Raw genomic sequence first — 26881 nt, 5'->3', positions numbered from 1 at the left:
GTCCGTCAAATTGGGTCAACCGATTGTCAGGAATCGTCAACCGGTCAGGTCAGCCAACCGGCAAGCTGCGAATCGGCGCGCAGAATGGTGTCGTGGCGGTCGGGACCCGTGGATACCAGCCCGATGTCACAGCCCACCAGGGCTTCAAGCCGCGCAATATAGCGCCGTGCATTCGTGGGAAGTTGTGCAAAGTCGGTCAGCCCCACGGTCGAGGATTGCCACCCCGGCAGGGTCTCGTAGATGGGTTCAACAGCTTCGAGGTCTTCGGCGTCGTGGGGAATGGCGTCGAGCACTTCCCCGTGCAGCCGATAGCCGGTGCAGATGTCAATGGTCTCGAAATCGTCCAGGACATCCAGTTTCATCAGGGCCACTGTCGTCAATCCATTGATCATCCGGGCATAACGGGCCACGACGCCATCGAACCAGCCACATCGCCGGGGACGGCCGGTTGAAGCGCCGTACTCGTGACCGCGCGCCCGCAGCCGTTCGCCGGTGGCATTGGTGAGTTCCGTGGGGAAAGGCCCGCTGCCCACGCGCGTCGTGTAAGCTTTCATAATGCCAAGCACACCGGTAATCGCGGTTGGCGGTACGCCGGTGCCGACCGTGGCCCCGCCAGCCGTTCCGCTTGATGAGGTAACGTAGGGATAGGTTCCGTGGTCAATGTCGAGCATCGTTCCCTGCGCTCCCTCGAACAGGATACTTTTCCCGGCGGACATCTCCCGGTTGAGCCACAGGGCCGTGTCGGTGACAAAGGGGGCGATACGACTGGCTTTGCCCAGCAGGTCATCCACGGTAGCGGCCAGGGCAATGGGTTCGGCCCCGCGCATCTGCAGGATGTCATTGGCTTCGCCGATGATTTCTTCAAGCTGACGTTTGAGCCGTTCGGGGTGCAAGAGATCGCCAGCGCGCAGTCCCCGGCGGCCGATTTTGTCTTCGTAAGCAGGGCCAATCCCGCGCAGGGTCGTCCCGACCTGCCGGATGCCGCGCCGCTGTTCGCTCGTGCGTTCAAGCGCCAGGTGGTGGGGCAGGATGATGTGCGCCCGGTTGCTGATGTGCAGCCGCCCCGTGAAGTCAATCCCACGGGCGGCAAGCTCATCCATTTCGGAAAGCAGTGCGGTCGGGTCAATGACCACCCCGTTGCCAATCACACAGCTTTTGCCCGCATGCACGATGCCGGAAGGCAGCAAGTGCAACACGAACTTCTCTCCCCGAACGATGACGGTGTGGCCGGCATTGTGGCCGCCCTGATACCGGGCCACGATGTCGAAATGCGGAGCAATGAGATCGACGACTTTGCCCTTGCCCTCATCACCCCACTGCGTTCCGACGACAACGATGTTTTTCATGCGCGCAACACGGTTGGACCCTCGCCCCTGGCAACACCCGCCCAGTGCGCCGGGAAGAGGGCTTCAAGCTCCTTTCAATGGCAGGCAGACAGCGTAGCGCCCACATCATCCCGTACAGTGGTTCCCAACGGGCAACTACACCGCCACAGCCAGATGACCTCTGGATAACCCATCGGGCGAGTATTGCCGCCGGGCAGCATTTCGTCAACGCTGGTCTTCGGCATCAGAAGACGGCGCATCCGCTTTGCCTGGCTGCCCAAGCCACCGCTTGACGTGTAGCCAGGGCAGCCAGGTGGTGCTGTCACTGTAGCGCCGTCGCAGATAGTCTGCCGATGGCCATACCAGTTCCCGCAAAAACAGTATCCGCTCGCTCCAGGACAGCGCCTGTAATTCCAATCGGAAGCGTTGCCAGCGGCTCAGGTGACGGACGAGCACCTGCGCTGATCGCTCAGATGTGGACTGCCGCACCAGTTCCGCGCAGAAATCATCGGCACAGGGCGTGCCAAACCAGGCCCGCGACAGCGCCAGACAGGCCAGGCAGACCCGCGCCATCTGCAATCGCCGGGCGCGGAGCAAACACCGCTCCAGCACTTCCGGCGGCCAACGGGTCGCCATCAGGTGGATGTCGTAGAGCCAGACCAGCGCAAACTCATAGCTGATGTGCAGTGCCAGGTGAAAACAGGCATGCAGGAACAGGTCCTCATCCGCCGGGGCATAGGCGGCCGCACCGAGTTCAGAAATGGGCAGACGCTCGCGCCACATAGTCTCGAAGTCCAGCACGTGGGCAAAGAGCGCCGTATTGGCGGCGCTCCAGTGAACATCCAAAGCCACGTCACCCCGGGCCAGTGTCGTCTGCCGGTTCACGAGCTTTCCGGTAATGCCGACCGAGCGCGTGTAACCCAGTTCCTCCAGCAGGGCAACCAGACCGGCAACATCCGCCGGGCAAACGAGCAGGTCCACGTCGGTTTTGACGCGATGGTGGGGTTCGGCATAGTACCGATAACCGACGGGCACGCCCTTGAGCAGCAGCACCCGGATGCCCCGCGCCTGCGCCAGGGGGAGCAGTTCCTGAAGCGCCAGGGTCTGCTCAAGGTCCAGCACCACCTGCCCCCGCGCACTGGCTTTCAGCCATGTCTGCAACTCGCCAGGCAGGGTGGCCCAGGTTTCTGGCAACAATTGCGCACACAGTAACGGCCCCAGCCGATGGGCCTGCAAAACAGCGATGACCTCCGCCACCGACAGCCCCGCCTCCCAAACCACCGGCTGACCGGTCAGTGCCCGTTGCAGGAAAACATCCACCGGTGTGGCGGGGAGCAGCGGCGCGAGCGTGTCTGGCAACATGGGGTTGGCGGACATAGGCGGCGGTCGGTCAGGACCTGTGGCCGTCAGCGTCACCGCCGCCGCACAGCGTCCAGAACCCGAACGAAATCCACGATGCGGTGTTCGGCCCAGTACCAGTCTTCATCGCCCTGCTGGGCCGCGAGAAATCCGACGTGCCCACCCCGCTCGGTCAGGAGTACCGCGATGCAGGGATTGTCGGCAAAGGCCGGCTCGTACAGCGGCGTCGCCGGAATGAACGGATCATCCTGCGCGTGAATGACGAGCGTGGGCAGCCGGATGGCCGCCGCAATGCGTACGGCGCTGGCCCGGTAGTAATAATCGGCAGCGTTTTCATAGCCGGCCGCCACGGCGGTGTAGGCTTCATCAAACTCACGAATCGTCCGAATCTGCGCCAGCCGTCCGGCGTCGTAGCGATCAGGAAACAGGGCGGCCTTGCGCCTCATGCGCGCTTTCAGGCTGCGGACGAAGCGCCGGTGATACAGCCAGTTGGAACGGCGTTCGATGGCGGCTGTACTGGCGGCCAGATCGGCCGCCGGAGAAATAGCGGCGACACCGCGTACGTGCCGGGGAGCCTGCGCGCCGTACTCCCCGGCCAACCGCAACACGACGTTGCCGGAAAGCGAAACGCCGACGACATAAACATCCTGAACGCCGTCCCGCTCAGCCAACTCGGCGATGATGGCGCGGGCATCTTCCGTCAGCCCGGCATTGTAAAGATGTGGTGAGAGATGCTCCGTCCCGCCACATGTACGGGTGTTGAGCCGAATGACGTGGAAGCCGGCCCGCAGCGCCTTCTCCGCAATGCCGCGCATGTAGCTCGACTCGACCGACCCTTCCATGCCGTGCAGCAGCAGCAGAGTCGGACGATCAGCCGGGGCGCATCCGGGCTGCCAGTGGCAGACGGCCGTTACGGCCGTATCCGGGCAGGTGTGAAAGGTACGCGGCTGCCCGGTCTGCCCGACAAGCGGCGACCGCCGGGGCAGCACCGATCCCAGAATGGTTTGCAGATGGGGATTGGTCAGGCGCGGGTCGGGTATGAACGGCCGCTGCCCCAGCCTCTCCAGCAGGTAGGCACGAGGTGTCACAGCGCGCGTCGCCGTCCCTAACGCTCCAAGCTGCATACCCAAAAACCCGTTGTGCGTAGGGGCGGGCCGCCAACCCGCCCCTACATTTGGGCGGGTATGGGAACCCGCTCCTACATTTGGGCGGGTATGGGAACCCGCCCCTACTCGGTTGGGGCCTCGTTGGCGGCGGCGGCAACCACCACCCGTTCCGCCAGCGCCTTATCCACCCGAAGCTGTCCGCTTTCCTTCAGTCGCGCCTTGACGCCATCAATGTAGGTCTCAAACAGATTGTTGGCACGGTCGCCACGCAGGCGATCCATGGTTTGCTTGCGCTGCTCGGCAAACTTCGTCAGGTCAGCATCCTTGCGCGCTGTCACTGCCACAACGGCCACCGTCGGCACGGTATTGCGGGCAGAGTAGAGCGGCATCGGGATAAGCTCACCGACCTTGACTTTTTCGGCATTCGGGAAGGCGGCCGGGAAGGATTTGTTGTCCAGGTAGGCCGTGTCGTTGAAATCCTTGATTTCTTCAACCTTGAGCTTTCTGGCCTCGGCCGCAGCCTTCAGGCCGGCAGCATTTTTGGCCGCAGCGATGAGTTCTTTGGCGCGCTCGTACGCCTTTTGCAGAGCCTTTTCCTGTTTGACCTTGGCCGCCACCTTATCGCGTACCTCATCCAGGGTTGGATCGCCGGGCTTTTTGATTTCCACAAGCTGGGGAACGGCAAATCCACCCCGGATGCCAACCTTCTCACCCACTTCGTTCGGCTCGGTCAAAGCCGATGTCTTTTCCTCGAATGACGGGTTGCTGCCGATGTCGGGCACGTCGTCACCCGGAGCGAAAAACGGGGTCTCGCGCTTGACCTCTTCCGGTTTGACATTGAGTTTCGTCGCAATGGAGGCCGCCGTTTCCTCAAAGTTGCGCGTCCGGGAAAGCAGCGATACCGCCTCGTCTGCCAGTTGCGACGCCTTGGCATAGGACAGCCGGTTGCGCACGATGGCAAGCAAACCCGGCTTGGCTTCTTCAAATGACTTGATGGTGCGGTCGGTCACTTTGAAGATGTAGAAGGCATTGCCCCGTCGGACCGGCTCGCTGATTTCCCCTACGCCGAGATTGAATGCCGCCTCAACGGCATCACCAGGCTTGACATTCGCCCGCTCAACCACGCCCAGGTCGCCACCTTTGACGGCGGTGGCCGGGTCCTGGGAGTTCCCCCGCGCCAAGGCTGCGAAGTCTTCCGGCGGTGCGCCTTCCTTGCCCCGCGCACGTGCCACGAGATCGTTGGCTTTCTGGAGCACCTTGTCTTCGTCCTTGGGTGTCAGCACTTTCAGGACGATCTGGCTGACCTGGACTGACTTGACCTGCTTGTTGGGATCGTATTCCCTTCGCAACTCCTCATCGGAAACCGGGATGATTTCCGCGGCCTTGTCCTGGCTGATGTAGATGTAGCGCACCTTGCGCCGGTCTTTCGTCGGACGGAAGTCTTCCTTGTGCGCCTCGAAGTAGGCGCGCAGTTCATCTTCAGTCGGCTCGCCAACTTCCTTCTCAAAATCGGCAGCCGGCAGTACCACATAGCTCAACTCAAAACGGGTGTTCTGCCGCCGGTATTCCTCTTCAGCTTCCTTTGGGGAAATCTGGATGCCGCTGGTGATGAAGTTGCGCAGCTTTTCCTCCGCGATGGTGTAGGCCAGGTCGCGCTCGAAGTCCACGTAGTTGGTGCCCATGCGCGCCAGTTGCCGCTTGTACTTCTCCACACCAATGAAGCGCCCGTTTTCGTCGCGGAACTGCTCGCGCAACCGCTGCTGGATTTCGCCTTCGGTGGCTGTCAGGCCCAGCCGCTCGGCTTCGAGTTCGATGACGCGCCGCCGTACCAACTGCTGGAGGATGGCGCGGTCACTGCCCTGCTGACGCAACTGCTGAATGCTCACCGGGAAGCTCCCCCCGCCGGATGCCAGTTGCTCCGCATAACGGCGGTACATGGCGACGAGGTTTTTCAGCGAGTCGGTGTACTCCTTGGCCGTCACCGTCCGGCTTCCGACGCGGGCAATCACCGTGTCGTCCGGCACAGGCCGTACAGCCTTGGGGCCGCTCGCCCCAAAGAGGGAGCGGGAGGGCAACGAGTACGCCAGCGCCATGACGAAACCCAGGAAGCAGATGACAACAATCAGCAGAGTGCGTCGCGGCTTGGACGCCGGTTGTGTGGAAGACGTTTCAGACTGAGCCATTGGGGAACACTGCACCTCAACCCAAAAATGGTCTCTGCAATACGCAGCAAACGAAGCAGACGAGACTACCGAATCCGTCTGGCAAACGCAATCCGGCTTTTTTCGACCGGGAAGTTGTGAGCAACCCGGCATAGCCTCTCCCGACCGAATTTCTAGGCGTGGGATTGCCGCCTGTGGGCCGGCATGTCACCATGCCGGCCGCTACTGACCAGTGGATTTGCACGCCTTCACTGGCCGCCCAACCTTTCGTGAACGTAAAGCTACCCGATGCACCACCAGACCTGCCCCCACTGTCAGCTTCGTCAGCCGTTGACCCAGACCAGTTGCGTCCGCTGCGGGATGGCGCTGCCGCTGGGGTGGGCGCACCATAAGCCGTGGCAGCCGCCGCTGGAAGCCGAACGGGTGGACAAACAGGGCTACCAGTCCATCCTTGGCGGCGCCGGGCTGGCGGCAGCCGTCGTTTTCCTGCCCTTTTTTGGCTTCATTTCGTTTCTTTTGCACCCGCTTGTGACCCTGGTGCATGAACTGGGACACACGCTGGCCGGCTGGCTCTACGGCTATCCTTCGATTCCGGCGTTCGACTTCGTGTATGGCGGCGGGGTGACGCTTCACCAGGACCGGCAGTGGCTGCTTACCGGGCTGTGGCTGGCCGCCTTTGCCTGGCTGCTGTACTACTTCCGCCGCAATCCGGGGACGCTGCTCGTCATCAGCAGCCTCGCCGGGGCGTACATCACCACGGCTGCAACGTCCTGGCACGAGGCCATCGTCATCGCCATGGGGCACGGCGGCGAACTGCTGTTTGCCACCGTGTTTCTCTACCGCGCGTGGAGCGGCACCTCGCTTGTCCATGCACTGGAGCGTCCCATCTATGCCTTTGCCGGGTTTTACATCCAGTTCCATGACCTGCGCTTCGCCTTTGAGCTGCTGACCAGCCAGGCGGCGCGCCTCGATTACGAAGACGCCAAGGGTGGCGGCCACTGGATGGACTTCAGCCGGCTGGCCGATGAGTTTTTCGGAGGCCGCTTTCTGCTTGTCGTGCTGGCCTTTTTCATAGCCTGCCTGCTGCCGCCGCTCATCGCCTGGTTGCTGCATCGCTACCGTCCCCACTGGCAGCGATGGCTTGTCAACCGGCTGGCCGTTGAGACCTGAGACCGCTTCGCGTCCGCCTTCCGGCCTCACCCGTGACATGACGGCAACCCGGCGGGCCGGGACTGCTGAATCGGTTGGCAAACGCACAAAATAGTGGTTGCATGGGAGAAACACCCCACGTTACTTCCTGCGGTTTTTACGTCCCATGCCTACGTCTTTTTCGCTTGCGTCGCTTTCTGCCCTGGCCGGTCAGGAATTGGCTGTCAGCGACTGGTTCACCATTGACCAGGCGCGCATCAGCAGCTTTGGTGAAATCACCGGCGACACCCAGTGGATTCACTGCGATCCCGAACGGGCGGCTGTCGAATCCCCGTTCAAAACCACCATTGCGCATGGCTTCCTGACGCTGTCGCTGATTCCGCATCTGGTGGAGCAGACCCTGCACTTCGAGGGAGCGCGGCTGGCGCTCAACTATGGTCTCAACCGGGTGCGGTTCGTCACGCCGGTCCCGGCCGGAAGCCGCATCCGGGGACGCTTCGCCATGGCCCAGGTCAAGTCGCTCGATAACGGCCTTGACCTCACGCTCAACTGCACCGTGGAACTGGACGGCGCGGACAAGCCGGCCTGTGTCGCGGAGTGGATTCTGCGCGTTCTGGTTTAGGCATCCTGGTTGAGGTTCCGGCTATGTTTGAGTTTTCACCCAAAGCCCTTGAACTCCGCGAACGGCTGCTGGCCTTTATGGACGAGCACATCTACCCCAACGAGGCCACGTTCCGGGATGAACTTGCCGCCGGCCCCCGCTGGCAGCCGACGCGCATCGTCGAAACGCTCAAGGCCAAAGCCAAAGCGGCCGGGCTGTGGAACCTGTTTCTGCCGGAAAGCGAATATGGCGCCGGGCTGAGCAATCTCGACTACGCCCCGCTGTGCGAAATCATGGGGCGGTCGTTTCTGGCGCCGGAGGTGTTCAACTGCTCGGCCCCGGACACCGGCAACATGGAAGTGCTCGTGCGGTACGGCACGCCGGAGCAGAAAAAGCAGTGGCTCGAACCGCTCCTGGCTGGCGAAATCCGGTCGTGCTTTGCCATGACCGAACCGGACGTGGCGAGTTCGGATGCCACCAACATCTCAGCCCGTATTGAGCGCGACGGCGACACCTACGTTGTCAACGGCCGGAAGTGGTGGACGAGCGGAGCGGGCGATCCGCGCTGCAAGCTCATCATCTTCATGGGCAAAACCAACCCGGAAGCACCCAAGCATCAGCAGCAGTCCATGCTGCTCATTCCGATGGACACGCCCGGCGTCCGGGTCGTCCGCATGCTGGATGTCTTCGGTTATGACGATGCCCCCCACGGCCACGCCGAGGTCATTTTTGAAAACGTCCGGGTTCCGGCATCCAACCTGCTGCTGGGGGAAGGGCGGGGCTTCGAGATTGCCCAGGGGCGGCTTGGCCCCGGCCGCATTCACCACTGCATGCGCTTGATCGGCCTTGCCGAGCGGTCTCTGGAGGCCATGTGCCGACGGGTGCTGACCCGGACGGCCTTCGGCAAGTCGCTGGCGGAACAGGGCGTGCTCCGGGCGGCCATTGCCGACTCGCGGATCGAGATTGATCAGGCCCGGTTACTGACCCTGCAGGCGGCGGCGATGATGGACCGCTACGGCAACAAAGCCGCCCGCACAGAGATTGCAATGATCAAGGTCGTCGCCCCCAACATGGCGCTGCGGGTCATTGACCGCGCCATTCAGGCGCACGGTGGCGGCGGGGTCTGCGCCGATTTCGGGTTGGCCTACGCCTGGGCGCAGGCGCGCACCCTGCGCCTGGCCGACGGCCCTGACGAAGTGCACCGGGAAACCATCGCCAAGCTGGAGTTGACAAAACACCGTTCCAAAACCGAGGAACGTGCAAGCGGAGGGAAACATGGCCAGACATGAGCTTCCAGCCGTAGGCATCATCATGGGGAGTGACAGCGACTACCCGGTGATGAAGGATGCGGCGGCTATCTGCAGTGAGTTCGGGGTCGCGCACGAGATGCGAATTGTGTCCGCCCACCGGACGCCGCGCGACATGTTCATGTATGCCGAAACGGCCCACATGCGGGGGTTGCGGGTCATCATTGCCGGGGCGGGCGGCGCGGCCCACCTGCCGGGCATGGTCGCGTCCCTGACGCCCCTTCCGGTCATTGGCGTGCCGATTCAGTCGAAGGCGCTCAACGGGCTGGATTCGCTGCTCTCCATTGTCCAGATGCCGGTCGGCGTACCGGTGGCGACGGTGGCCATCGGCGCAGCCAAAAATGCCGGCATCCTTGCCGTCCAGATTGTCGCAGCGGACAACCCGGAGCTCCAGCGCGAACTGGTGGACTTCAAAGCCAAGATGGCCGAAATCTCGCGCAGCAAAAACCAGCTCATCAACAACGGGAACTGAAGTAGCGGCGGCAGGTGCGCCGGACGAAACCGGAGTGTCTGCGCCGCAATGAGTCAACCATGCGTTTGAACGGAAAAGTTGCTCTCATTACGGGCGCTGCCGGCGGGATCGGCAGTGTCGTGACACGGATGTATTTGCGGGAAGGCGCGCGCGTCGCCATTTCCAGCCGGTCGCTCGAACGGGCTGAGCAGTTCCGGGCGGCGCTCATGGCCGAAGGCTTCTCCGGCGACGACATCCTGCCGGTGGCTTTTGCGTCCACAGACCTGGCAGGCATGCAGACAGCCATCGAAGCCATTGCAGCGCGCTGGGGCGGGCTGGATGTGCTCATCAACAATGCCGGCTCGGCCGGGGCCAAACAGCCTCTGTTTCGGATTCCCTTCACCTCGGAAGACCTGGCCCAACTGGCGGCCGAAGGCTTCACCGAAACCGAAACCATGCGCGAATCGGCAGCCAACCTGCTGGGCATGCCGTGGCACCTGACGCGCCTGGCGCTGCCCTACCTGCGCGTCGGGGCCAGCATCATCAATGTCTCCACGATTTTTTCCCGGACGAACTACTACGGGCGGATTCCCTACGTCGTGCCCAAATCGGCCCTGAATGCGCTGTCGCTGGGGCTGGCCAAGCAGCTTGGGACGACCGACCGCGCCGTGCGCGTCAACACGGTCTTTCCAGGGCCGATTGATTCCGACCGCATCCGCACCGTGTTTGGGGCGATGGACCGCCTCAAGGGTGTTCCTGAAGGAACGACGGCGCAGGAATTTTTCGACATCATGATTTTGGCGCGGGCGCGCGGGGGTGAAGCGCCGACCAAATGCTATCCGACCCAGGCCGATGTCGCGCACGTCATACTCTTTCTCGGTTCGGACGAATCAGCCGCCATTTCCGGGCACAACTTCGAGATTACGCACGGCATGCAGGTCAAGGCCCAGAGCCGCACCAAGCTCACGGCGTGGCCTGACCAGCGGCTCATTGACCTCAGCCGGCGCGTCGTGCTCATCGTGGGCGGCGAGCAGGTTCACGATGCCGTGACCATTGCTGCCAGCCAGCAATCGTACGGGGCATCAGTCATTTTGACGTTCCGGCAGCCGGAAGCCGTCAATACGGCCAAGGCCCAGCTTGAAAGCCGCGGACTCAACCACAGCATCGCCGTCACCTGGCTCGACCCCCTGCGGCGGGAGTCCGTGACGAGCGTCTTTGACCTCATCCGGGAACGCTACCACCGGCTGGATACGGTCATTGTTTTTCCGGCGCACGCGGCGGGTCACTACGGCCCGGAACTCATCCCGGACGAGCCGGAACGCATCCGGCAGTTCACCGACGAGGCCATTCTCGGAACGACGGCTTTTGCGGCGCAACTTTCGCGCTTCCTGCTCGCTTTCGACGCCGAAAACGAACTCCAGGAACCGGTCAACGTCCTGTTCGTCACCAACGAACACGACGGCGCCACCAACGCCTTTGAAGACATCTACCGCGCGGCCGTGGAACAACTGCTGCGGGTGTGGCGGCACGAAGACGAGCTGCAGGTGGCGGCCGGAACGCGCCGCTTTGCCGTGCGAACCAACCAGATTGTCCGCTACGCCAACGCTGAACCCGACAACCTCAAGTTCACGGCCGACTGGCTGGCGACGCTCGCCAACCGCGTCCGTATCTTTGACGAACTGAACCTCTACGTTCCCGAAAACATCCAGCGCACCACCGGCAAGACCGAACTGCCCCGCGACATTGCCCGGACGCTGCTCGGCCTGCACATCGGCAAGGTGGCGGTCATCACCGGGGGCAGCGCCGGCATCGGCGGCGCAATTGGTCACTACCTGGCGCTTTCCGGGGCCAAGGTCGTTCTGGCGGCGCGGGATGCCGAACGACTGGCAGCGCTCAAACGCGAGATCGTCGCCGAACTGTTTGCCGTTGGCTACCCGCAGCCGGAAACACGGGTTGAAACCCTGGCCAACATTGACGTGGCGGATGAAGAGGCCCTGGGGCGGCTGGTCAAATTCGCCCTGGACAAGTTCGGACGCATTGACTTCCTCATCAACAACGCTGGCATTGCCGGGGCGGAGGAAATGGTTGTTGACCTGCCACTGGCTGCCTGGCGGCACACCCTCAAGGCAAACCTGCTCAGCAACTATTCGCTCATCTACAAAATCGCGCCGCTGATGAAAAAACAGGGCGCGGGCTACATTCTCAACGTCAGCTCGTACTTTGGCGGTGAGAAATACGTGGCCGTGGCCTATCCCAACCGCAGCGATTATGCCGTTTCCAAGGCCGGGCAACGGGCGCTGGCCGAGATTCTGGCGCGGCATCTGGGACCCGAAATCCAGATCAACGCCCTCTCGCCGGGTCCGGTCGAAGGCAAGCGGCTGCGCGGGGAAGGCTCGCGACCGGGGCTGTATGCCCGCCGGGCGCGGCTCATTCTCGAAAACAAGCGTCTGAACGACATCCACGATGCTGTCATTCGTGCGTGGCGCGAAGGTGAAGCTGTCAAGTCCACGTTGGGGGCGCTGGCGCACAACCACTTTGAGGATGTGCTGGCGGCCGGTCCGCCTGAACCCGTGCGGAGACTCATCACGCATCTGCGCGCCGCCGCCGTCAATGAAGGCCACTCGGACAGCCACTACCTCATGACGCGCAAGATTGCGGAAAAACTGCTCCACCGGCTGTTCGAGGGGGGCTATCTGACCTCGGTCGAAGACCGGGAAGCCTTTACGCTGGCTTTTCTGCGGGAGTTGCCCGAACCACCTGACCCATTTTTTGACCCAAAAGAGATCGACAGGGAAGCCGAGCGTGTCCAATCGGGCATCCTGACGATGCTCAATCTGAGACGGATGCCCACCGAAGAGGAAATTGCGATTGCGACGGTCTTTTACCTCTCCGATCCGAACATCAGTGGTGAAACGCTGCATCCTTCGGGGGGGTTGAAGTTCGACCGGACGGTGACGGAAGGGGAGTTTTACGGTCTGCCGCGCAACGAACACCTCATGGAACTGCGGCGCAAGAACGTCCTGCTCATCGGCGACTATCTGGAAGAGGAACTCCGGTGGCTGGTCGGAGCCTTTGCCATTCAGCTCGTCGTCCGCAACTGCATCATCCTGACCAAGACGGCGGAGCGGGCGGATTCGCTGCGGCACTATTTCTCCGCCCAGCGACTCAACAATCTGCACATCTTCAGCGCCGGTGCCAACGTCGAGGCCGCCATGGATGACCTCATCCGACGGTTTGGGCATCTGGATGTCGTGGTGTCCACACCCTTTGACCCGCTGCCGCTCAAGCCGCTGGCGGCAACGGATGACTGGCGCGGCGTGCTCAACGAAAAGGACTTCGAGCAGCTTGTCGAAACCCACATCACCCACCACTTCCGGGTGGCCAAAAAGGCGGCGTTGCAGGACAAGTCGCAGATTGTGCTCGTTACGCCCAAAACCTCGCGCAACTCATCCCGTGAAGAGTTTGCCCTGGCGTTGTTCGTCAAGACGACACTTCACGCGCTGACGGCGACGCTGGCCGTGGAGTGCGAGCGGTTCACCCACCATCCAACGGTCAACCAGGTGGACCTGACGCGCCGGGCGCGAGTCGAAGAACCACGCAACGAACGGGAAGAACGTGAGGAGTTGGAGCGCTTTGTGGATGCCGTTTTGCTGGCGGCGGCCCCGGCCCCGGAGCCGGAGCAGAGCCGCTACCTGTCACGGATTCACCGTGGCAATGCCATCACGGTCTGACTTGGTACGACAAGCCCCGCCATGCCGGAGCGAATGGCCATCCGCCCCTGCTGCCCCGTGTCCTTCCCGGTCTTCAGTCTGGGAAGGGCATCAACATCACCCACCGGTCTCGCGGCGTTTGGCAACCAGCCGGTTGGCGGCCTGCCGCAGCGCGTCGGGAATGGACTTGCTCTTGGTCAGGTTGACGAGATCGCGGCTCTGAAGCCGGTTGATGAACTGCATGCTGAAGTTGAGCGGACAACGGGCATTCCGCACGAGGTTGTGCATGATGGCGTAGTTGCTGACCCACGCCCGGTTCATCGCAATGATGCGCAGAACATCCTCGTTGATCCCCTTGATGTTGGCGATGGCCTCAATTTCGGCTTCCGAAATACGTGGGTTTTTGACCACCGCCGTGCTGACCATGCGGTTCGAGTCACGAATGAGGATGGCCCGCACATCGCGTCCCCCCTTGAGCGCCGCAAAAATACGTTCCTTGACCGACATGCGCGCCAATGCCTGATAGATGGACAGGCGCTCCTTGGTTGCCGGGTCGCTTGACTGGCGCAGATCAATGCCTTCCTCGCTCTTGACCGCAGCCAGCATAGCCTCAAAGTCGGCGTCGGCGTCAGCTTCACTGGGGGCTTCATCGGAAAAGGTCTGGCCGACTTCGGCCTCGAAACCGGCCAGGACGGACTGAAACTCGGCCTCGAAGGCCTCATCCGGCATGGGCGGCAGGTCGAGGACGGCCGCAAATTTCGCCGCCCGCGCCTTTTGTTCGCGTGCAACCCGCTCGGCACCGAGTTCTTTCTCGAAAAACTCGGTTTTGACCTCACGTGCCTTGCGCTTGGCTTCAAACGTGCTTGCCGGGTTTTCCAGGATGGCATCCAGCAGGGCCGGCAGACGGATGAGCCGTTGCTGGTTGATGGTGACAGCTTCCAGCAGATACCCGCTCGTGGTTTGCCGGACGAATTCGAGTACCGATTCATCCAGCAGCGCCGGATGCAACAACAACTGCTCGCCAAACCGCTCTGGAAGGCCGGGGTGCAGAAGCAGGTAATGCAGCACTTCCTCCGGCGTTTCCGGGTTCTGTACCACGGGTTGCAGGGTGTTGAAGTCCAGCGTGGCGAGCGAAGCGCGGGCGGCCTCGGCAATTTCCGCATCCGCATCGGCTGTCAGAAGCACCTGCGCAAACAGCAGGTCTTCCGGGGCCAGCGGGAGTTTCCCCTGCGCCACCATGAGTTTGGCCGGGCGCGGGGCTTTCCCCTGCTGAATCATGGCCACCGGGGGCGACTTGGACAGCTTGAGCGGTTTGGCCGGCGGTGGTGGCGCGCTGACGCCAGACGACGTGGGAGCCGTCACCGGCGGCGGAGAAGGTGGCGCGGCAGGTGGCCCGGCCGGGGACGGCGTGGATGTCACCGGCGGCGGGCCGGAAGGGATGGCCGGTGGGGTATCCACAAAGGCTTCCGGGACAAGGTCAGCCGCAGACTTGAGCGGAACTTCGGGCGTGGACGCCGCCCGTTCACCGGCCACCTGGCGGCGCCCGAATTCCTTTTCGAGAAACTCGGCCTTGACCTCCCGCGCCCGGCGCTCGGCTTCCGGCGTCCGGTGGGGATTGTGCAGAATGGCCTCAATGAGCGCCGGGCGGCGAATCAGGCGTTGCTGGTTGATGGTCAGGGCTTCAAGGATGTGGGGCTGCGTTGTTTTGAGCGCCAGCGCCTCGACGGCGGCATCCGGGGTGGCCCGGTTCAAAACGGCGGCTTCGGTGATGGACGGATCGGTGCTGGCCGTGCACAGCAGGGACAGAATCGCTGGATCGGTACGGTCATCGCGCGCAATAGGCAGCACAACCGTTGGGTCAAGCTTCGTGACTGAGGTTTGGGCGGCCGTGCGAATTTCCTCGTCACTATCGTGAACCAGCGTGGACAACACGAGCAGGTTGTCATCCGGGGCCAACGGCAACAAACCATTGGCGGCGGCCAGTTTGGCCGCACGCGGGGCAGCTCCGTTCCGAATGGCGTCAACGACAGGATGGGGCATGGCTTGCTGGCAAGGGGTCTGCTATCTCAAGGGGTCTGCTATCTAAGGAAGCCGAAATGTTCAGGAAGCCTTATTTTTGGTCTATGTCCAGGCAAAGGCAACGAAAATCCGCACGGGAGACTTCTCCGGCCGCGGCCTGTCCAGTCACCTGGCGCCGGTGGGGTGCACGTTTTCCGTCCCTTATGTCGGCGCTGCTTGTTCTGCTGTTGTTGCCGGCTCTGCCCACAGTGCAAACGGTTCTGGCCGATGAACTCCAGGCTCCGGCTCCGGCAGTTGAAAGCGGCGTGCCGGTGCAACTGGGCGGAGAGACGGTGTTTCGCATCCGGGCGCGACTGGGCACGCTGTCGCCGTCAGAGCGGGCATCCATTGTTGAGCGGCGGCTGGTCGAGCTGGCCGCCACGCCATTTCTCAATCTGGAAGACCTGCGCCCGGTCGAGTATGACGACACGGTTGAAATCGTGCTGGGCAGCCGGGTGATTACGGTGGTTACGGAAGCCGACGCCGTTGCCGCCGGTCTGCCACGTGCGGAGCTGGCGCAACGTACCGCCGGGAACATCAAAGCGGCTCTGCAACGTGTGCGTCAGGCCACTTCGTGGCAATCGCTGCTGACCGGGGTGCTGTTTTCCCTGCTGGCCACCGTCGTCATTGCTGCGGTCTGGCGGGCAGTGGATGAACTGGTCGCACGTCTGCGCCGGGCGTGGCGGGCTGAATCTTCCACGCCACACTCGTCACGGCTGCTGAACCGGTTGGATGTCCTGGTCGGGGGACGGCTGCGTGAAGCGCGGCTGACAGTCCTGACAGGGCTTTGGTTTCTCACGCGGGCTGGGATTGTCATTGCCTACCTGCCGCTGCTGTTCACGTTTTTTCCGGCCACGCAGGGACTGTCGCGGTCATTCTGGGAAGCCGTCCTGACGCCACTCGTGACGCTGTGGGGAGCGTTCATCCTTTACATCCCCAACCTGCTGTTCATTCTGACGGTGGTTGTCCTGACCTGGGCGGCGATCAAGGGCGCGCGCCTGATTGCGCTGGCGCTCGAACGGGGTGTCATCGTCATCGGGGGCTTTGACCCGGAGTGGGCGCGTCCGACCTACAAGCTGGTGGTCATCTTTCTTGTCGCGGCCGGCCTCATCGTGGCGTTTCCCTACGTGCCGGGCGTCGAGTCGCCGGCATTTCGCGGGGTTTCCATCTTCATCGGGGCCCTGTTTTCCCTGGCCTCGAGTTCGGCCATTGCCAACGTGGTGAGCGGAATTGTGTTGACCTACACCCGGGCCTTTCGCATCGGCGACCGGGTTCAGATTGGCACGACGACCGGGGATGTCGTGGAAAAAACCCTTTTCGTCACCCGTCTGGAAACCATCCGGCAGGAAGTTGTCTCGATTCCCAACGCCCAGGTACTCAACGGCACCATCATCAACTACTCGACGCTGGCCCGTACACGCGGCATTATCCTGCACACGACAGTGACGTTGGGTTATGACATTCCGTGGCGGCAGGTTCAGGAACTGCTCATCGCCGCGGCGCGCGCCACGCCGGGTATCCGCGCCGAACCGCCGCCGTTTGTCTGGCAAACGCAGTTGAACGATGTTCACGTGTCCTACGAACTCAATGCCTACACAAACGACGCCTGGCTGATGCCATACACTTAGGCGGCCCTGCATGCCAACATCCGGGACGCTTTTGACGCTGCCGGCATCGAAATCATGTCCCCCCAGATCACGGCACTGCGGAATGGTCCGCAAACACCCGTTCCTCACGACAGCGAAGCCCGGCGCTCCCCGGCACCCCCTTTTCGGATCGTGGTGGAAGGCGACGGCCAACCAAACGCTGCACGTCCGCCAGCGGAGCAACGTCCCCGCCAACCATAGCTGCTGGAGGTGAACCGACCGCTGCCATGAACTTCCTGCCGACCTGGCCCATCGCCTTCGACACGATGACCGTCTTCGGTCTGCTGCTCATTCTGGGCGCACTGGGGGGCTATCTGTCCCATCGTTTCCCCTGGCTGCCAAGTATCACGGGGTTTATGCTCATCGGACTGCTCTTCGGACCCAGCGGGCTGGCTGTCCTCGACGAGGCCACCCTGACCAAGTCCAGGATTCTGGTGGACATCGCCTTGGGACTCATCCTCTACCGGCTGGGGCTTTCACTCAAACTTTCCCTGTTGCGGGAGCGTGTGATGTTGGGTGTCATGGGGCTGGCCGAGAGTTCCCTGACCATCATCGTCGTTGCCGGCGTTCTCTGGATCGCCGGGTTTGCCCTGCCGGTCGCCGGGCTGGTGGCGGCCATTGTCGTTTCTTCGTCTCCGGCCGTGCTTCTGCACGTGGCCCACGAAGTGCGCGCGTCAGGCGACGTGACCGAGACCACCAAAACCCTTGTCGCCATCAACAACGTTGTTTCCTTCGTGGCGTTTTCGGCCCTGCTGCCGCTGGTGCAGTTTTCTTCCGGTAAAAGCTGGAGCGAGATTCTGCTCCTGCCAACCTACCGGTTCTTTGGCTCACTCATTCTGGGGTGCGCTGCCGGGGCGGTGGTGTATGTGTTGACCCACCGTACCCGCGAGGCCACGCAGTACCGGCTGGCCTTTGTCATCGGGGGCGTCATGCTCACCACGGGGTTGGCCAACGTCTTCAACCTGTCGGCACTGTATGCGCCACTGGTTTTGGGGATCGTGGTCAAAAACCTCGAACAGGAAGATACGGTGTCGCAGATTCAGTTCGGTGAATCGTTCGAGCTGTTCTTCATCGTCCTGTTCGTTTCGGCCGGGGCCAACCTGCACCTTCATGACCTCATCACGCTGGCGCCGGTCGTCATCCTGCTGGTTGTGACACGCAGTCTGGCCAAGGTTGGGGGCGTGGTGGCCGTGGCGGCCGCCACCCGGGAAGCGCTTAACAAGGCTGTGGCGCGCGGTATGTTGCTGATCCCGATGGCCGGGATGGCCATCGGGCTGACGCGCACCACGGCGGAACTGTTCCCGGACCAGGCAGCAAGCGTCGCGGCCGTGGTGCTGGGGGCGGTGGCGGTGTTTGAAACCATTGGACCGCCGCTGGCGGCCTATGCGTTCAACCTCGCCGGGGAAACCGGGCAGGCGCAGAAACACACCAGCCCGGAAGCCCTCGCCAAAGCGGTCGAAGAAGTCTCCTGATGGGCTTATTCAACGACCACCGTCGTCTCAAACTTGCCGTACTTCTGGAAAGTAATGCAGTTGAGGGAGGTGATCCGGTCCTTGCGGTCGGTCAGCGCGACCCGCGCCGCAACCGGCAGCAGGTAGTCGTTTTCGCCCACTGTGACCCACCCGAACTCGACAATCGAGACGGCCTCGGAAACCGGAAAATCCGGTGGCAGGTCAAAGCTCTCGGATTCGAGCCGGACAATCCGCCGGGTTTCGGGGTCAACGAATATCCGCCCCCGGTAGCCGGCAATCGTGCGCGCCTTGCCGACCTGCAACGTCTGGCGGGAGTACGCGGTCTCGACAACGTAGGCAAAGACCTGGCACGTCCGTCCGTAGAAGTTTGTCGTCCCGGCATCCCGGAAGGTCGTCTGTGAGGTTTCATCAAACAGGGATTTGAGCAGTCCGGCAAACTGCCCGGTCGAGGTCAGGCCGCCCACTTCGTCCAGTCCGAGCGAGGTGGAGACGCCGTTGTGCAGCTTGAGTTCCAGTTTCTCGCCTTTTTCGGCCGAGTAGGCAATGGCGATTTCAAGGTAGTCGCCGAGTTGCCAGGGGCGGCCGGCCACCCGGTAGTACCGCTGCACCCGCTGGCGGACGGTAAAATCCGGCAGGCTGGAGACATACGCCTGGGCCACGGCGCGGACCTGCTCGATGAACGGCTGGGTCTCCCGATAGACCGGAACGTTCGGGTTGTCGGTCATCAGCGCCACAGGGCGCTGGGGGCGGGCGGTGACGGCCTGCCGGCGCTCATCAGCCCGCCACAGGGCGCTTTCGACCTGGGCGGCGCGCAGAAAGCGCATTTTGCGCCCGAAGGCTTCGGTCATCTCAAAGGCAATCCCCCGCTGGTCAATATCGGCAGCAACATCGTCCACTTCGCGGTTGCGCAGGTAGGCTTCCCGGACGCGCCCCTCAATCTCGGCAGCTCGCAGCGGCGGCCCTATGGACGAGAACCCTTGGGAGATCGTCGCTTCGGCCGTCTGCGCTGCGCCAATCTGAGCCAGGACAGGGGCCGGTGGCAGACCCAACGGAAGGGACAGGGCGACACCCAGCCCCAGAAGACCGGCCAGGGTTGGTCGCCAGACGCTCCGGCCGGGCTGATGACGCACTGCAAAATACGGTTTCCACACAGGTTGACGCATCTGACGCAGACTTGCACCACCTGCGCACCACGTGCTAGAAAGCTGCACATTCACGGTTTTTTTCCTCAAGCTAAAGTGCTTTGGTACTGGAGGTTCAGGCATCGAGTGCCGGGACGTATGACGGTCGGTTTATGTCCCGTGAGATGTCGCCCGTTGACTCATACACGTATGTCCGGCCCCCATCAACTCGGTTGCTCCGGGCAATCTATGGAAAAAAAGGAGTTACTTCCATGCTGCTGTGTCATTTGCGCCGTGGGCTGATTGGCTTATGTCTTGGCGCAGGTTCGCTGATTATGCCTTCGTTGCTTTTGCCGGCGACGACGTTCGCCCAATCACAGGTCAACGCCGCCGACTTGCGTGGAACGGTCAGTGATGAAGGTGGCAAGGTCATTGCCGGGGCCAAAGTGACGGCGCGTGACGAGCGCACAGGCTTTACCCGTGAGGCTACAACCAACGAGGTCGGCGTCTATCAGTTCATTGCCCTGCCGCCGGGGTCGTATGAAATCACGGTTGAATCGCCCGGCTTTGCCCGGGCTGTCAACCGCAACGTCGTTCTCACCATCGGGGCGGCGGCGCAGCTCGACTTTACCCTGCGCGTGGGTGAGACCACGGAAGAAGTCGTGGTGACGGCGGATACGCAGGTCATCGAAAGTTCGCGCACCTCCGTGGCAGAGACCATCAACCAGCGTGCCATCAACAACCTCCCGACGAGCAGCCGGAACTACGTCGGGTTTACGCTGCTGACCTCGACCACGACACGCGACAACCAGCCCAAGCTGGGTGTGGCGCCAACCTCCGGGTTGAACTTCGGCGGACAGCGCGCCCGCGCCAACAATGTCTCCATTGACGGCGCCGATGCCACGGATTCAGGTGTCAACGGGGTGCGGGCGACGGTTTCCCAGGAAGCCGTCCAGGAATTCCAGATTCTGACCAACAGTTACGCCCCGGAGTTCGGGCGGGCTTCATCGGCCGTCATCAACATCGTCTCCAAGGGCGGTGGCAACGAGCTGCGCGGCAACGTCTTTGCCTTCCTCCGCGACCAGGCGTTTTCGGCCAACAACGCCTTTGCCGGCGTGCGGGAGTACCCGGAAACCCGGTTCCAGGGTGGCTTTACCCTTGGTGGGCCCATTGTCAAGGACAAAACCTTTTTCTTTCTGTCCTTTGAAGCCCAGACCCTCAATGGCACAGGTTTCAACATCACAGGGCGCAATGGTTTTGGCTTTACGACGTTTACGCCGCCGGCCCTGCTGGCCACATCTCCCAACCTGGGACTATCCAACCTTCCCGGCGGTATTTTCGTGCCCATCGGCGGTCAGGTTGCCCAGGTGACACCGCAGCAGGCGGCCTTCCTCAATGCGGCGCTGAGTGGCTTGTCACAGGCCACGGGGATTCCCCTGAACACACAGTTCACGGCACTGCCGCCGCCGGTTCAAACGGCGTTGCTCACCAATGCCTCCTTCCAGGCGCTCAACACCTACTACTTCCTGGCGCGGGAAGGCTCCAGCGTTGGGTTGACCGGCCGCCAGACCAACGGTCAGGCCATCTTTCCGACGCTGGCGGCGCTGGGTATCACCAATCCCGGTGTCAACTCTCCGGTTCCGCTCGGCACCGGCGCCTTCCGTCCGATGAACACGCTGCTGGGGAACTACACGGTGCGCGAGCGCACCTTCCTGCCGGCGCTGCGCATTGACCACCGCTTCAACGACATCCACCAGTTCTTTGCCCGGATCAGCGTCACACCCTCCACGGTACGGGGCATCCCCTCCAACGGGCAGAACCAGCCCACGGCGCTCAACGAATTCACCCGCACGGGCTTCCAGGGCACCCGCGATGTGGCCCTCGTTGCCCAGAACCTGGCCACTATCAGCCCGACGCTTATCAACGAGTCGCGCTTCCAGTTTGCCCGCCGGGGCGTGGATTACGGCCCGCAGGGCCAGACCGTGGGGGTCGAAATACCGGGCTTTGCTTCCTTTGGGCGCGAGCCGTTTTCGCCCGCCCGGCGTGTTGAAAAACGCTGGCAGGTGACGAACAACCTCACCAAGATTGCTGGCAACCACACCATGAAGTTCGGTGCCGACTTCAACCTCCTGCTCTACAACGCCCTGTTTGAGGTCAACTTCGGCGGCGTTTATGCCTTTCCACCAAATCAGCTCTTCCCGGCGGCACAGGGGTTTCCGCCTTTCAGTGGAGTCCAGGCTTATGGGCTGGGGCTGCCGGAGTCCTACGTGCAGAACGTCGGCAATCCGAACAGCATCTTCAACAATCCGGTGCTCGGCGTCTTTGCCCAGGATAGCTGGAAGATTCGCCCGAACTTCACCTTCAACTATGGTGTGCGGTACGACGTGCAGTACACCAAACAGATTCGCCCCGTCCAGCCAGAGCCGTTCACCGGACCCGGCAACGTCGGCCTCATCAACATGCCCAACCTGTTTGCCGCTGGGGAGGAAATCGTCGGCATCCAGCAGGGCATCCCGCGTGACTACAACAACATTGCGCCACGTATCGCCTTTGCCTGGGACCCGTTCAACAACGGCAAGACGGTCGTTCGCGCCGCCTACGGGCTGTTTTACGGCACGCCTCTGGCGGGATTGATCTTCCTGTCCGACGTGGTGGATGGAGCCCAGTCACCGTTCCTTGTCTTTCCGGGCCTGCTCGGTGGTGGGGCCATCTTCCGCAATGAACGGGTCAACATCCCTGTTCCGCCCCTGCCCGGCTACCAGGTTGGACAGCAGCGGTACAACCCGCTCGATCCGGGCTTCGAGATTTTCAACGGCGGCCCTATCCGGTCGCTGCTGTTTTCACCCATCACCTCCCAGACCCTGCACCTGAACCGGGGCTTCGAGTTTGACTACACCCAACAAGGCAACCTCTCCATCGAGCGGCAACTCGGACGGACGATTACGGTCAATGCCACGTACAGCTACATTCGCGGGCTGCAACTGGTGCGCCCGCGCAACGTCAACCAGCAGAACCTGGCGCTGCTTCAGGCCAACGCTCAGGCGCAAACCAACCCGATTGTCGTTGGCGGGCAGACGGTCGGCTTTTTTGGCACAGGGCCACTTGCCGGGTTGTACAACCCCCTGCCCAACAGTCTGGGGCCGGGGCTGTCGGGGCTTCCCGCCCAGGTGGCCCCGATTGGGCGCTTCCTCTTCAATGACTTCCGGCGGACAGGGCCAAACCTGCTCTACACCGCCGCCACGCTGAACATTCCGGTGGCCCAGGCCCAGCAGCTACTCACGGCTCTGACCAACCGCTTCAACCTGCCCCGCCTGCAGGGTGCGCCCTTCGTACCGTTTGGCAGTGCCAAGAACTATGAGTCGTCAGGCAGCTCGATTTACCACGCCCTGACGCTCAGCGTGAACAAGCGCTTCTCCAACAACTTCCAGTTCCTGGCGTCCTACACCTGGTCGCACGCCATTGACGATTCGACCGACGTGCAGACGCTGCAGGAACCGCAGGACAACAGCAACCCCCGGCTTGACCGGTCCAACTCCAACTTTGACCAGCGCCACCGCTTCATTTTCAGCGCCGTCTTCAACAGCCCCTTCAAGCGCAACGAGGGGCCGGGCCGCTACCTGCTGGCGGACTGGACGTTTGCACCGATTGTCGAAGCCGGCGCCGGACGCCCCTACACGCTGCTCATCGGGGTGGATCAAACCCAGGTCAACAGCTCCTCCACGGCGCGCCCGAATTTCGTCACCTCCTGCCCACCCGGGACGGCCGGTCTCACCTGTTTCCCATCCCCGCGCGGCAACGGCTTTCTCACGCTGCCGCCTGACAGCCGCCTGCCCCAGAACTTCGGGCTGCCGGTTTCAGCGTTCCTGGGCAATGTCGGACGCAATGCCTTCACCGGGCCAAACTTCATCTCGGTGGACTTCCGGCTGGCGCGCAAGTTCTACTTCTCACGCGATGCTGACGCGACGGCGCGGAATCTGGAGTTCATCTTTGAAATGTTCAATGCCTTGAACCGCGTCAACATCACGGAGATCAACCCCAGCTACCAGTTGAGCGGCGCGCCAACGCTGGCCGCTCCGCCCCGGCAGATTCAGTTTGCCCTGAAGTTCAACTTCTAGCTGGCGGGTGATGCGTCAGAGACGGCCCAAGTCGCTGACGCATCACCTTCAATCTCGTCGGAAATGTTTTCGGGAGCGACCTCCGTTGAAAGGTCGCTCCCGGTTTTTTTTTTCGGGCAGTGTCAGGCCGTGCGCGCCGGCGTCCACAGCGTGATGGCGCGCGCCCGGGGTGAGGTGCGCAGCCGCCGCTCCCGGCGGGCCAGCAGCGGCAGGAAATAACGCGCGAGCTTCATCCGCCGCAGGGCCGCGTGCGGGTCCACGAGGTGTGTCGTCGGGAGTTTCTCCCCGCCCATTTCCAATACGACACTCAACGGCAGCATCATGCTGTCCTGAAGCTGAATGAACTGAGCCAACAGATCGGCGGCCGGGCTGGCCAGCGGGCCGAAGCCATAGCGGGGTTGGCTCGTGCCGAACACGTACAGGTTGCGGGTCCGGGGTGGGATGACCCCGGCGTAAAGCTGCGCCGTGCTGCCCTTGATCTCGACGAGTCCGGGCGGCAGAAACGGAAAACTCAGGTGAAAGCCGGTGGCGCAAATCACCAGGTCGTACTCATCCGCCGTGCCGTCCACGAAATGCACCCGGCGGCCTTCCAGCCGGGCAACATCCGGGCGTGGCCGGATGCGCCCGTGCTTGAGGTAGTGCAGCAGTTCGGAGTTGACCGTCGGATGCCGCTCAAAGATGCGGTGGTCGGGTTCGGGCAGGCCATACTGGGTGTACTTGCCCACGATAATCCGCAGCAGCACGCGCAGCAGCAGGCGCTGCAGGGGAACCGGCATCCAGCCGCGCATGATTTCGACTGTAGGGATGCCGAACATGGTCTTGGGCAGGAACCAGTAGCCCCGGCGCAGGCTGAGGTGGCTACAGACGCTGACGCGGGCCGCTTCGGAGGCAATGTCGCAGGCGGAGTTCCCGCCTCCGATGACAAGCACCCGCTTACCGACAAGCTGCTCCGGGTGGCGGTAGTCCTTGGAATGCCACCACTCGCCCGTAAACGTCCCCGGATAGGTTGGGAAACGCCCGGTCCCAGTGGTGGCCGTTGCAGACGATGACGCCTTTGTAGCGGCGTTCCTCACCGCTGGCCAGCCGAACCCGCCACGACCAGTCTTCCAGGGGCGTGGCTGCGGTTACTTCCTGCCGGAACTGGATGTGTTCGCGCAGTCCGAAATGGCGCGCATAATCACACAGGTAGGCCAGCATCTGCGCGCGACTGGGAAAATCAGGGTAGTGCGCTGGCATGGGGTATTCCGGGAAGGACGTCGTCCGCCGGGAAGAAATGATGTGGGCCGTGGTATAGACGCCGTGCCGCCAGTTGCCGCCCACGTCTTCGTCGGCTTCGACCTGCTCGTAGGGAATGCCTGCCTGTTTGAGCGCGCGCGCCACAACCAGCCCCGTCGGGCCGGCGCCGATGATGAGGAAACGGTCGGAACGGTCTTCCATGGACTGCCTGCTGCCTCCGATGCGGGAAAGCCGGTTTCCAGAGTTGCCGTAGGGATTCAGTTTTCCGGGACGATGCGCAGGGTCTGATGATAACCAAATCCCAGGTCGCGTGTCTCGATGGCCAGGCGATACACCCGCTCTTCCTGTGCCGGATGCCAGGCGTACCACACTTGGTTTTGGGCGTGAATCATCTGTTCGATAAACAGGGAGAGGTGGGCAAAAGTTTGCTCCAATGTCGCGGCACTGAGCTGATAGCCCCCCTCCAGTTCCAGCAGGACGTGAAACAGATCGGCTGTCAGGCGTAGACGCACCGTGTTGCCTGCTGGCAAGCGATACACCAGAAATGCCTCTGCGGGCAGTCCCCGCCGACCAGTTTCCGAGACTCCGGTGCCAAGCAGCGGTGATTCCAGGGTGAAATCTTCCAGCCGGGTTTCGACCCAGAACATGGTATCGGTCGGTGTGCGCGGATGCAGCCGGAAGGGAATCCGGCCCGGACGGTAAGCCGGCTGCGGCAGTGGCTCAAGGCGCGACAAGCCACGGCCCAGCCGCGCCAGCACTGCCTGCTTTTCTTCGTCCGACATCAGCGGCAGCCGGCGCAGTGTGTCCAGATGCCGGCCGCGCGCCAGATCGAGGGTGGTTCCCGGCCCGCCGGCCTGTTCGATTTCTTCCGGCAGCCATGTGAAGTAAGCGCGCCGCCGCGCCTCGGCCAGCCGGTGGACGCCCCGGTAGTGCCTGAGCAGCGCCCGGTCGAGCCGGGCATGGGCTTCCAGCGCCGGGTCGAAGGAGGCCAGTTCTTCCAGCAGCCGTCCCTGGCGGTCAGGCGTCGCCACCCGAAACGCACGCTCCCAGAAAGGTGGATAAGGCTTTTTTGCACCGTCTGCCTTGCAGTAGGTGTCGCACGAGGCCATGCCGAACAGGATATAGACCAGCGCCCCGCGCAGTTCCCGGATGGTGATGTGGATTTTTCCCCGCTGGTGGACGGCCTGAAACAGCCGGTAAAGCTGTTGCCGGGCATGCTGCCGTCGGCGTTCATCTTCGATGCCGGACAGGTTAGCCGGTCCAAAATATCTTGCTGCCTCAAAGACCCGGCAGCGGGGTTGCGCCACACAGGTTTGGCACTTCTGCCAAATCCTGCCAGCTTCAGCGCCTCCGTAAAGCTGGTCCAGCAGTTGGTCGAGAAAATCTGTCCGCAGGTTGCCATGCTGATCGAATTCGCCCACCAGCGAGCGGTTGTTGAGGTGGAAAAAGCCAATGTGCGGTGCGTCGGAGGGTTGTCCATTGAGCAACCGGCGCAGGGACTGGGCCAGAGGCGTTGTTTGCCCGTCGAGCCAGCCCATCAGACGGCCGTCGTTGATGGCCAGCAGATGCACAATGTCTTCCGCTGGCGCACCGTTGGCAAACGGACGGAGCAGGTCGTTGAGCAGGTCATTCGAGGAACTCGTTTCCCAGGCGGCCGAACCGTCCAGATTGAGGCGCACCAGCAGTCCATCCGGCAGCCGATGCTCAATGGTTCCAGTGGGCTGACGGGTTTTGTCTATGCCTAACTGACCGGCCAGTTTTTGCAGCAGGGCCGTTTTCCCGTCGCCGGGGTTCCCACACAGGACGACCAGCCGAAAACGCCGGTTGATAACGTCTCGGTAGAGCGCTTCCTCCAGACCGGTCGGCACGTAGGTCTGGTGGGCAAAGGGGCTGTCCAGGCCGTGGGTTTCCCAGTTGCCCCGACGCGCCCCGGGGTAGGCTTTCTGAACCTCGCTCAACCATTTGAGGCGGCGCGGTTGGCGTTCCATGGTCATAGCATCCTTTGGCTTTGAAACAGGTCAGGGCCGGCACCATTGCGCCACCACCTGCCGGTCAAGCACCAA

At 62.5% G+C, this 26881-nt stretch carries 16 protein-coding genes and 1 pseudogene; 8 read left to right on the top strand and 9 right to left on the bottom strand.

Features of this window, described 5'->3' with window-relative positions; translation table 11 throughout:
• Positions 1-44: 44 nt before the first annotated feature.
• From CABTHER_RS11945 to CABTHER_RS11930, 4 genes are all read right to left on the bottom strand, one after another.
• On the bottom strand, positions 45-1346 hold the full coding sequence (locus CABTHER_RS11945) for an adenylosuccinate synthase (protein ID WP_014100909.1): 1302 nt from the start codon (positions 1344-1346) through the stop codon (positions 45-47).
• A gap of 204 nt (positions 1347-1550) precedes the next feature.
• Positions 1551-2702, bottom strand: coding sequence for a nucleotidyltransferase domain-containing protein (locus CABTHER_RS11940; protein ID WP_014100908.1), 1152 nt, complete (start codon positions 2700-2702; stop codon positions 1551-1553).
• A 35-nt stretch (positions 2703-2737) separates the two neighbouring features.
• Positions 2738-3808: a YheT family hydrolase gene (locus tag CABTHER_RS11935; protein ID WP_014100907.1), complete on the bottom strand. Its 1071-nt coding sequence runs from the start codon at positions 3806-3808 to the stop codon at positions 2738-2740.
• 104 nt (positions 3809-3912) lie between these two features.
• Positions 3913-5973: a peptidylprolyl isomerase gene (locus tag CABTHER_RS11930; protein ID WP_014100906.1), complete on the bottom strand. Its 2061-nt coding sequence runs from the start codon at positions 5971-5973 to the stop codon at positions 3913-3915.
• Positions 5974-6240: 267 nt separating this feature from the next.
• Here CABTHER_RS11930 and CABTHER_RS11925 point away from each other — a divergent pair, with 267 nt between their 5' ends.
• The 5 genes from CABTHER_RS11925 to CABTHER_RS11905 all read left to right on the top strand — a co-directional run bounded on the left by CABTHER_RS11925 (position 6241) and on the right by CABTHER_RS11905 (position 13191).
• Positions 6241-7122, top strand: coding sequence for a hypothetical protein (locus tag CABTHER_RS11925; RefSeq protein WP_148264088.1), 882 nt, complete (start codon positions 6241-6243; stop codon positions 7120-7122).
• Positions 7123-7267: 145 nt separating this feature from the next.
• Positions 7268-7723 (top strand): MaoC family dehydratase, encoded by a 456-nt coding sequence (locus tag CABTHER_RS11920; protein ID WP_014100904.1) that lies wholly within the window; start codon positions 7268-7270, stop codon positions 7721-7723.
• A gap of 23 nt (positions 7724-7746) precedes the next feature.
• A complete protein-coding gene (locus CABTHER_RS11915; protein ID WP_014100903.1) occupies positions 7747-8991 on the top strand; it encodes an acyl-CoA dehydrogenase in 1245 nt (414 codons plus the stop codon).
• Positions 8978-9481, top strand: a complete 504-nt coding sequence (purE, locus tag CABTHER_RS11910; RefSeq protein ID WP_014100902.1) for a 5-(carboxyamino)imidazole ribonucleotide mutase — start codon at positions 8978-8980, stop codon at positions 9479-9481. Before CABTHER_RS11915 ends, purE begins: the two co-directional genes overlap by 14 nt.
• A 59-nt stretch (positions 9482-9540) precedes the next feature.
• Complete coding sequence (locus CABTHER_RS11905) at positions 9541-13191, top strand: SDR family NAD(P)-dependent oxidoreductase (RefSeq protein ID WP_041570096.1); 3651 nt, start codon at positions 9541-9543, stop codon at positions 13189-13191.
• 96 nt (positions 13192-13287) lie between these two features.
• On the opposite strand, the gene CABTHER_RS11900 is transcribed toward CABTHER_RS11905, so the two are convergent.
• Positions 13288-15210, bottom strand: coding sequence for a hypothetical protein (locus tag CABTHER_RS11900; protein WP_014100900.1), 1923 nt, complete (start codon positions 15208-15210; stop codon positions 13288-13290).
• 182 nt (positions 15211-15392) lie between these two features.
• Between CABTHER_RS11900 and CABTHER_RS11895 the strand changes: the two genes are divergently transcribed.
• Entirely contained in the window at positions 15393-16856 is a 1464-nt protein-coding gene (locus CABTHER_RS11895; protein WP_014100899.1) for a mechanosensitive ion channel family protein, read from the top strand.
• A gap of 245 nt (positions 16857-17101) precedes the next feature.
• A complete protein-coding gene (locus tag CABTHER_RS11890) occupies positions 17102-18346 on the top strand; it encodes a cation:proton antiporter (protein ID WP_014100898.1) in 1245 nt (414 codons plus the stop codon).
• Positions 18347-18351: 5 nt separating this feature from the next.
• Here CABTHER_RS11890 and CABTHER_RS11885 read toward each other — a convergent pair whose 3' ends face one another.
• On the bottom strand, positions 18352-19476 hold the full coding sequence (locus CABTHER_RS11885; protein ID WP_041569952.1) for a hypothetical protein: 1125 nt from the start codon (positions 19474-19476) through the stop codon (positions 18352-18354).
• A 263-nt stretch (positions 19477-19739) separates the two neighbouring features.
• On the opposite strand from CABTHER_RS11885, the gene CABTHER_RS11880 reads away from it, so the two are divergent.
• The gene (locus CABTHER_RS11880; protein WP_041569951.1) at positions 19740-23582 is read left to right on the top strand and encodes a TonB-dependent receptor; all 3843 of its coding nucleotides are present in this window, start codon (positions 19740-19742) and stop codon (positions 23580-23582) included.
• 122 nt (positions 23583-23704) lie between these two features.
• Here CABTHER_RS11880 and CABTHER_RS16125 read toward each other — a convergent pair whose 3' ends face one another.
• The 3 genes and pseudogenes from CABTHER_RS16125 to CABTHER_RS11870 form a co-directional block, all read right to left on the bottom strand.
• A complete protein-coding gene (locus tag CABTHER_RS16125; protein ID WP_081464906.1) occupies positions 23705-24655 on the bottom strand; it encodes a SidA/IucD/PvdA family monooxygenase in 951 nt (316 codons plus the stop codon).
• Positions 24600-25019: pseudogene (locus CABTHER_RS17635) on the bottom strand (NAD(P)-binding domain-containing protein); the annotation flags it as partial. The pseudogene CABTHER_RS17635 and the gene CABTHER_RS16125, both read right to left, overlap by 56 nt.
• A gap of 56 nt (positions 25020-25075) precedes the next feature.
• Positions 25076-26806 (bottom strand): hypothetical protein, encoded by a 1731-nt coding sequence (locus CABTHER_RS11870; protein ID WP_148264087.1) that lies wholly within the window; start codon positions 26804-26806, stop codon positions 25076-25078.
• Positions 26807-26881 lie beyond the last annotated feature (75 nt).

The sequence above is a fragment of the Chloracidobacterium thermophilum B genome, from assembly GCF_000226295.1.
GTDB lineage: Bacteria > Acidobacteriota > Blastocatellia > Chloracidobacteriales > Chloracidobacteriaceae > Chloracidobacterium > Chloracidobacterium thermophilum.
The sequence above is the reverse complement of the archived record's forward strand: the minus strand, read 5'-3'. Positions and strand labels throughout refer to the sequence as shown.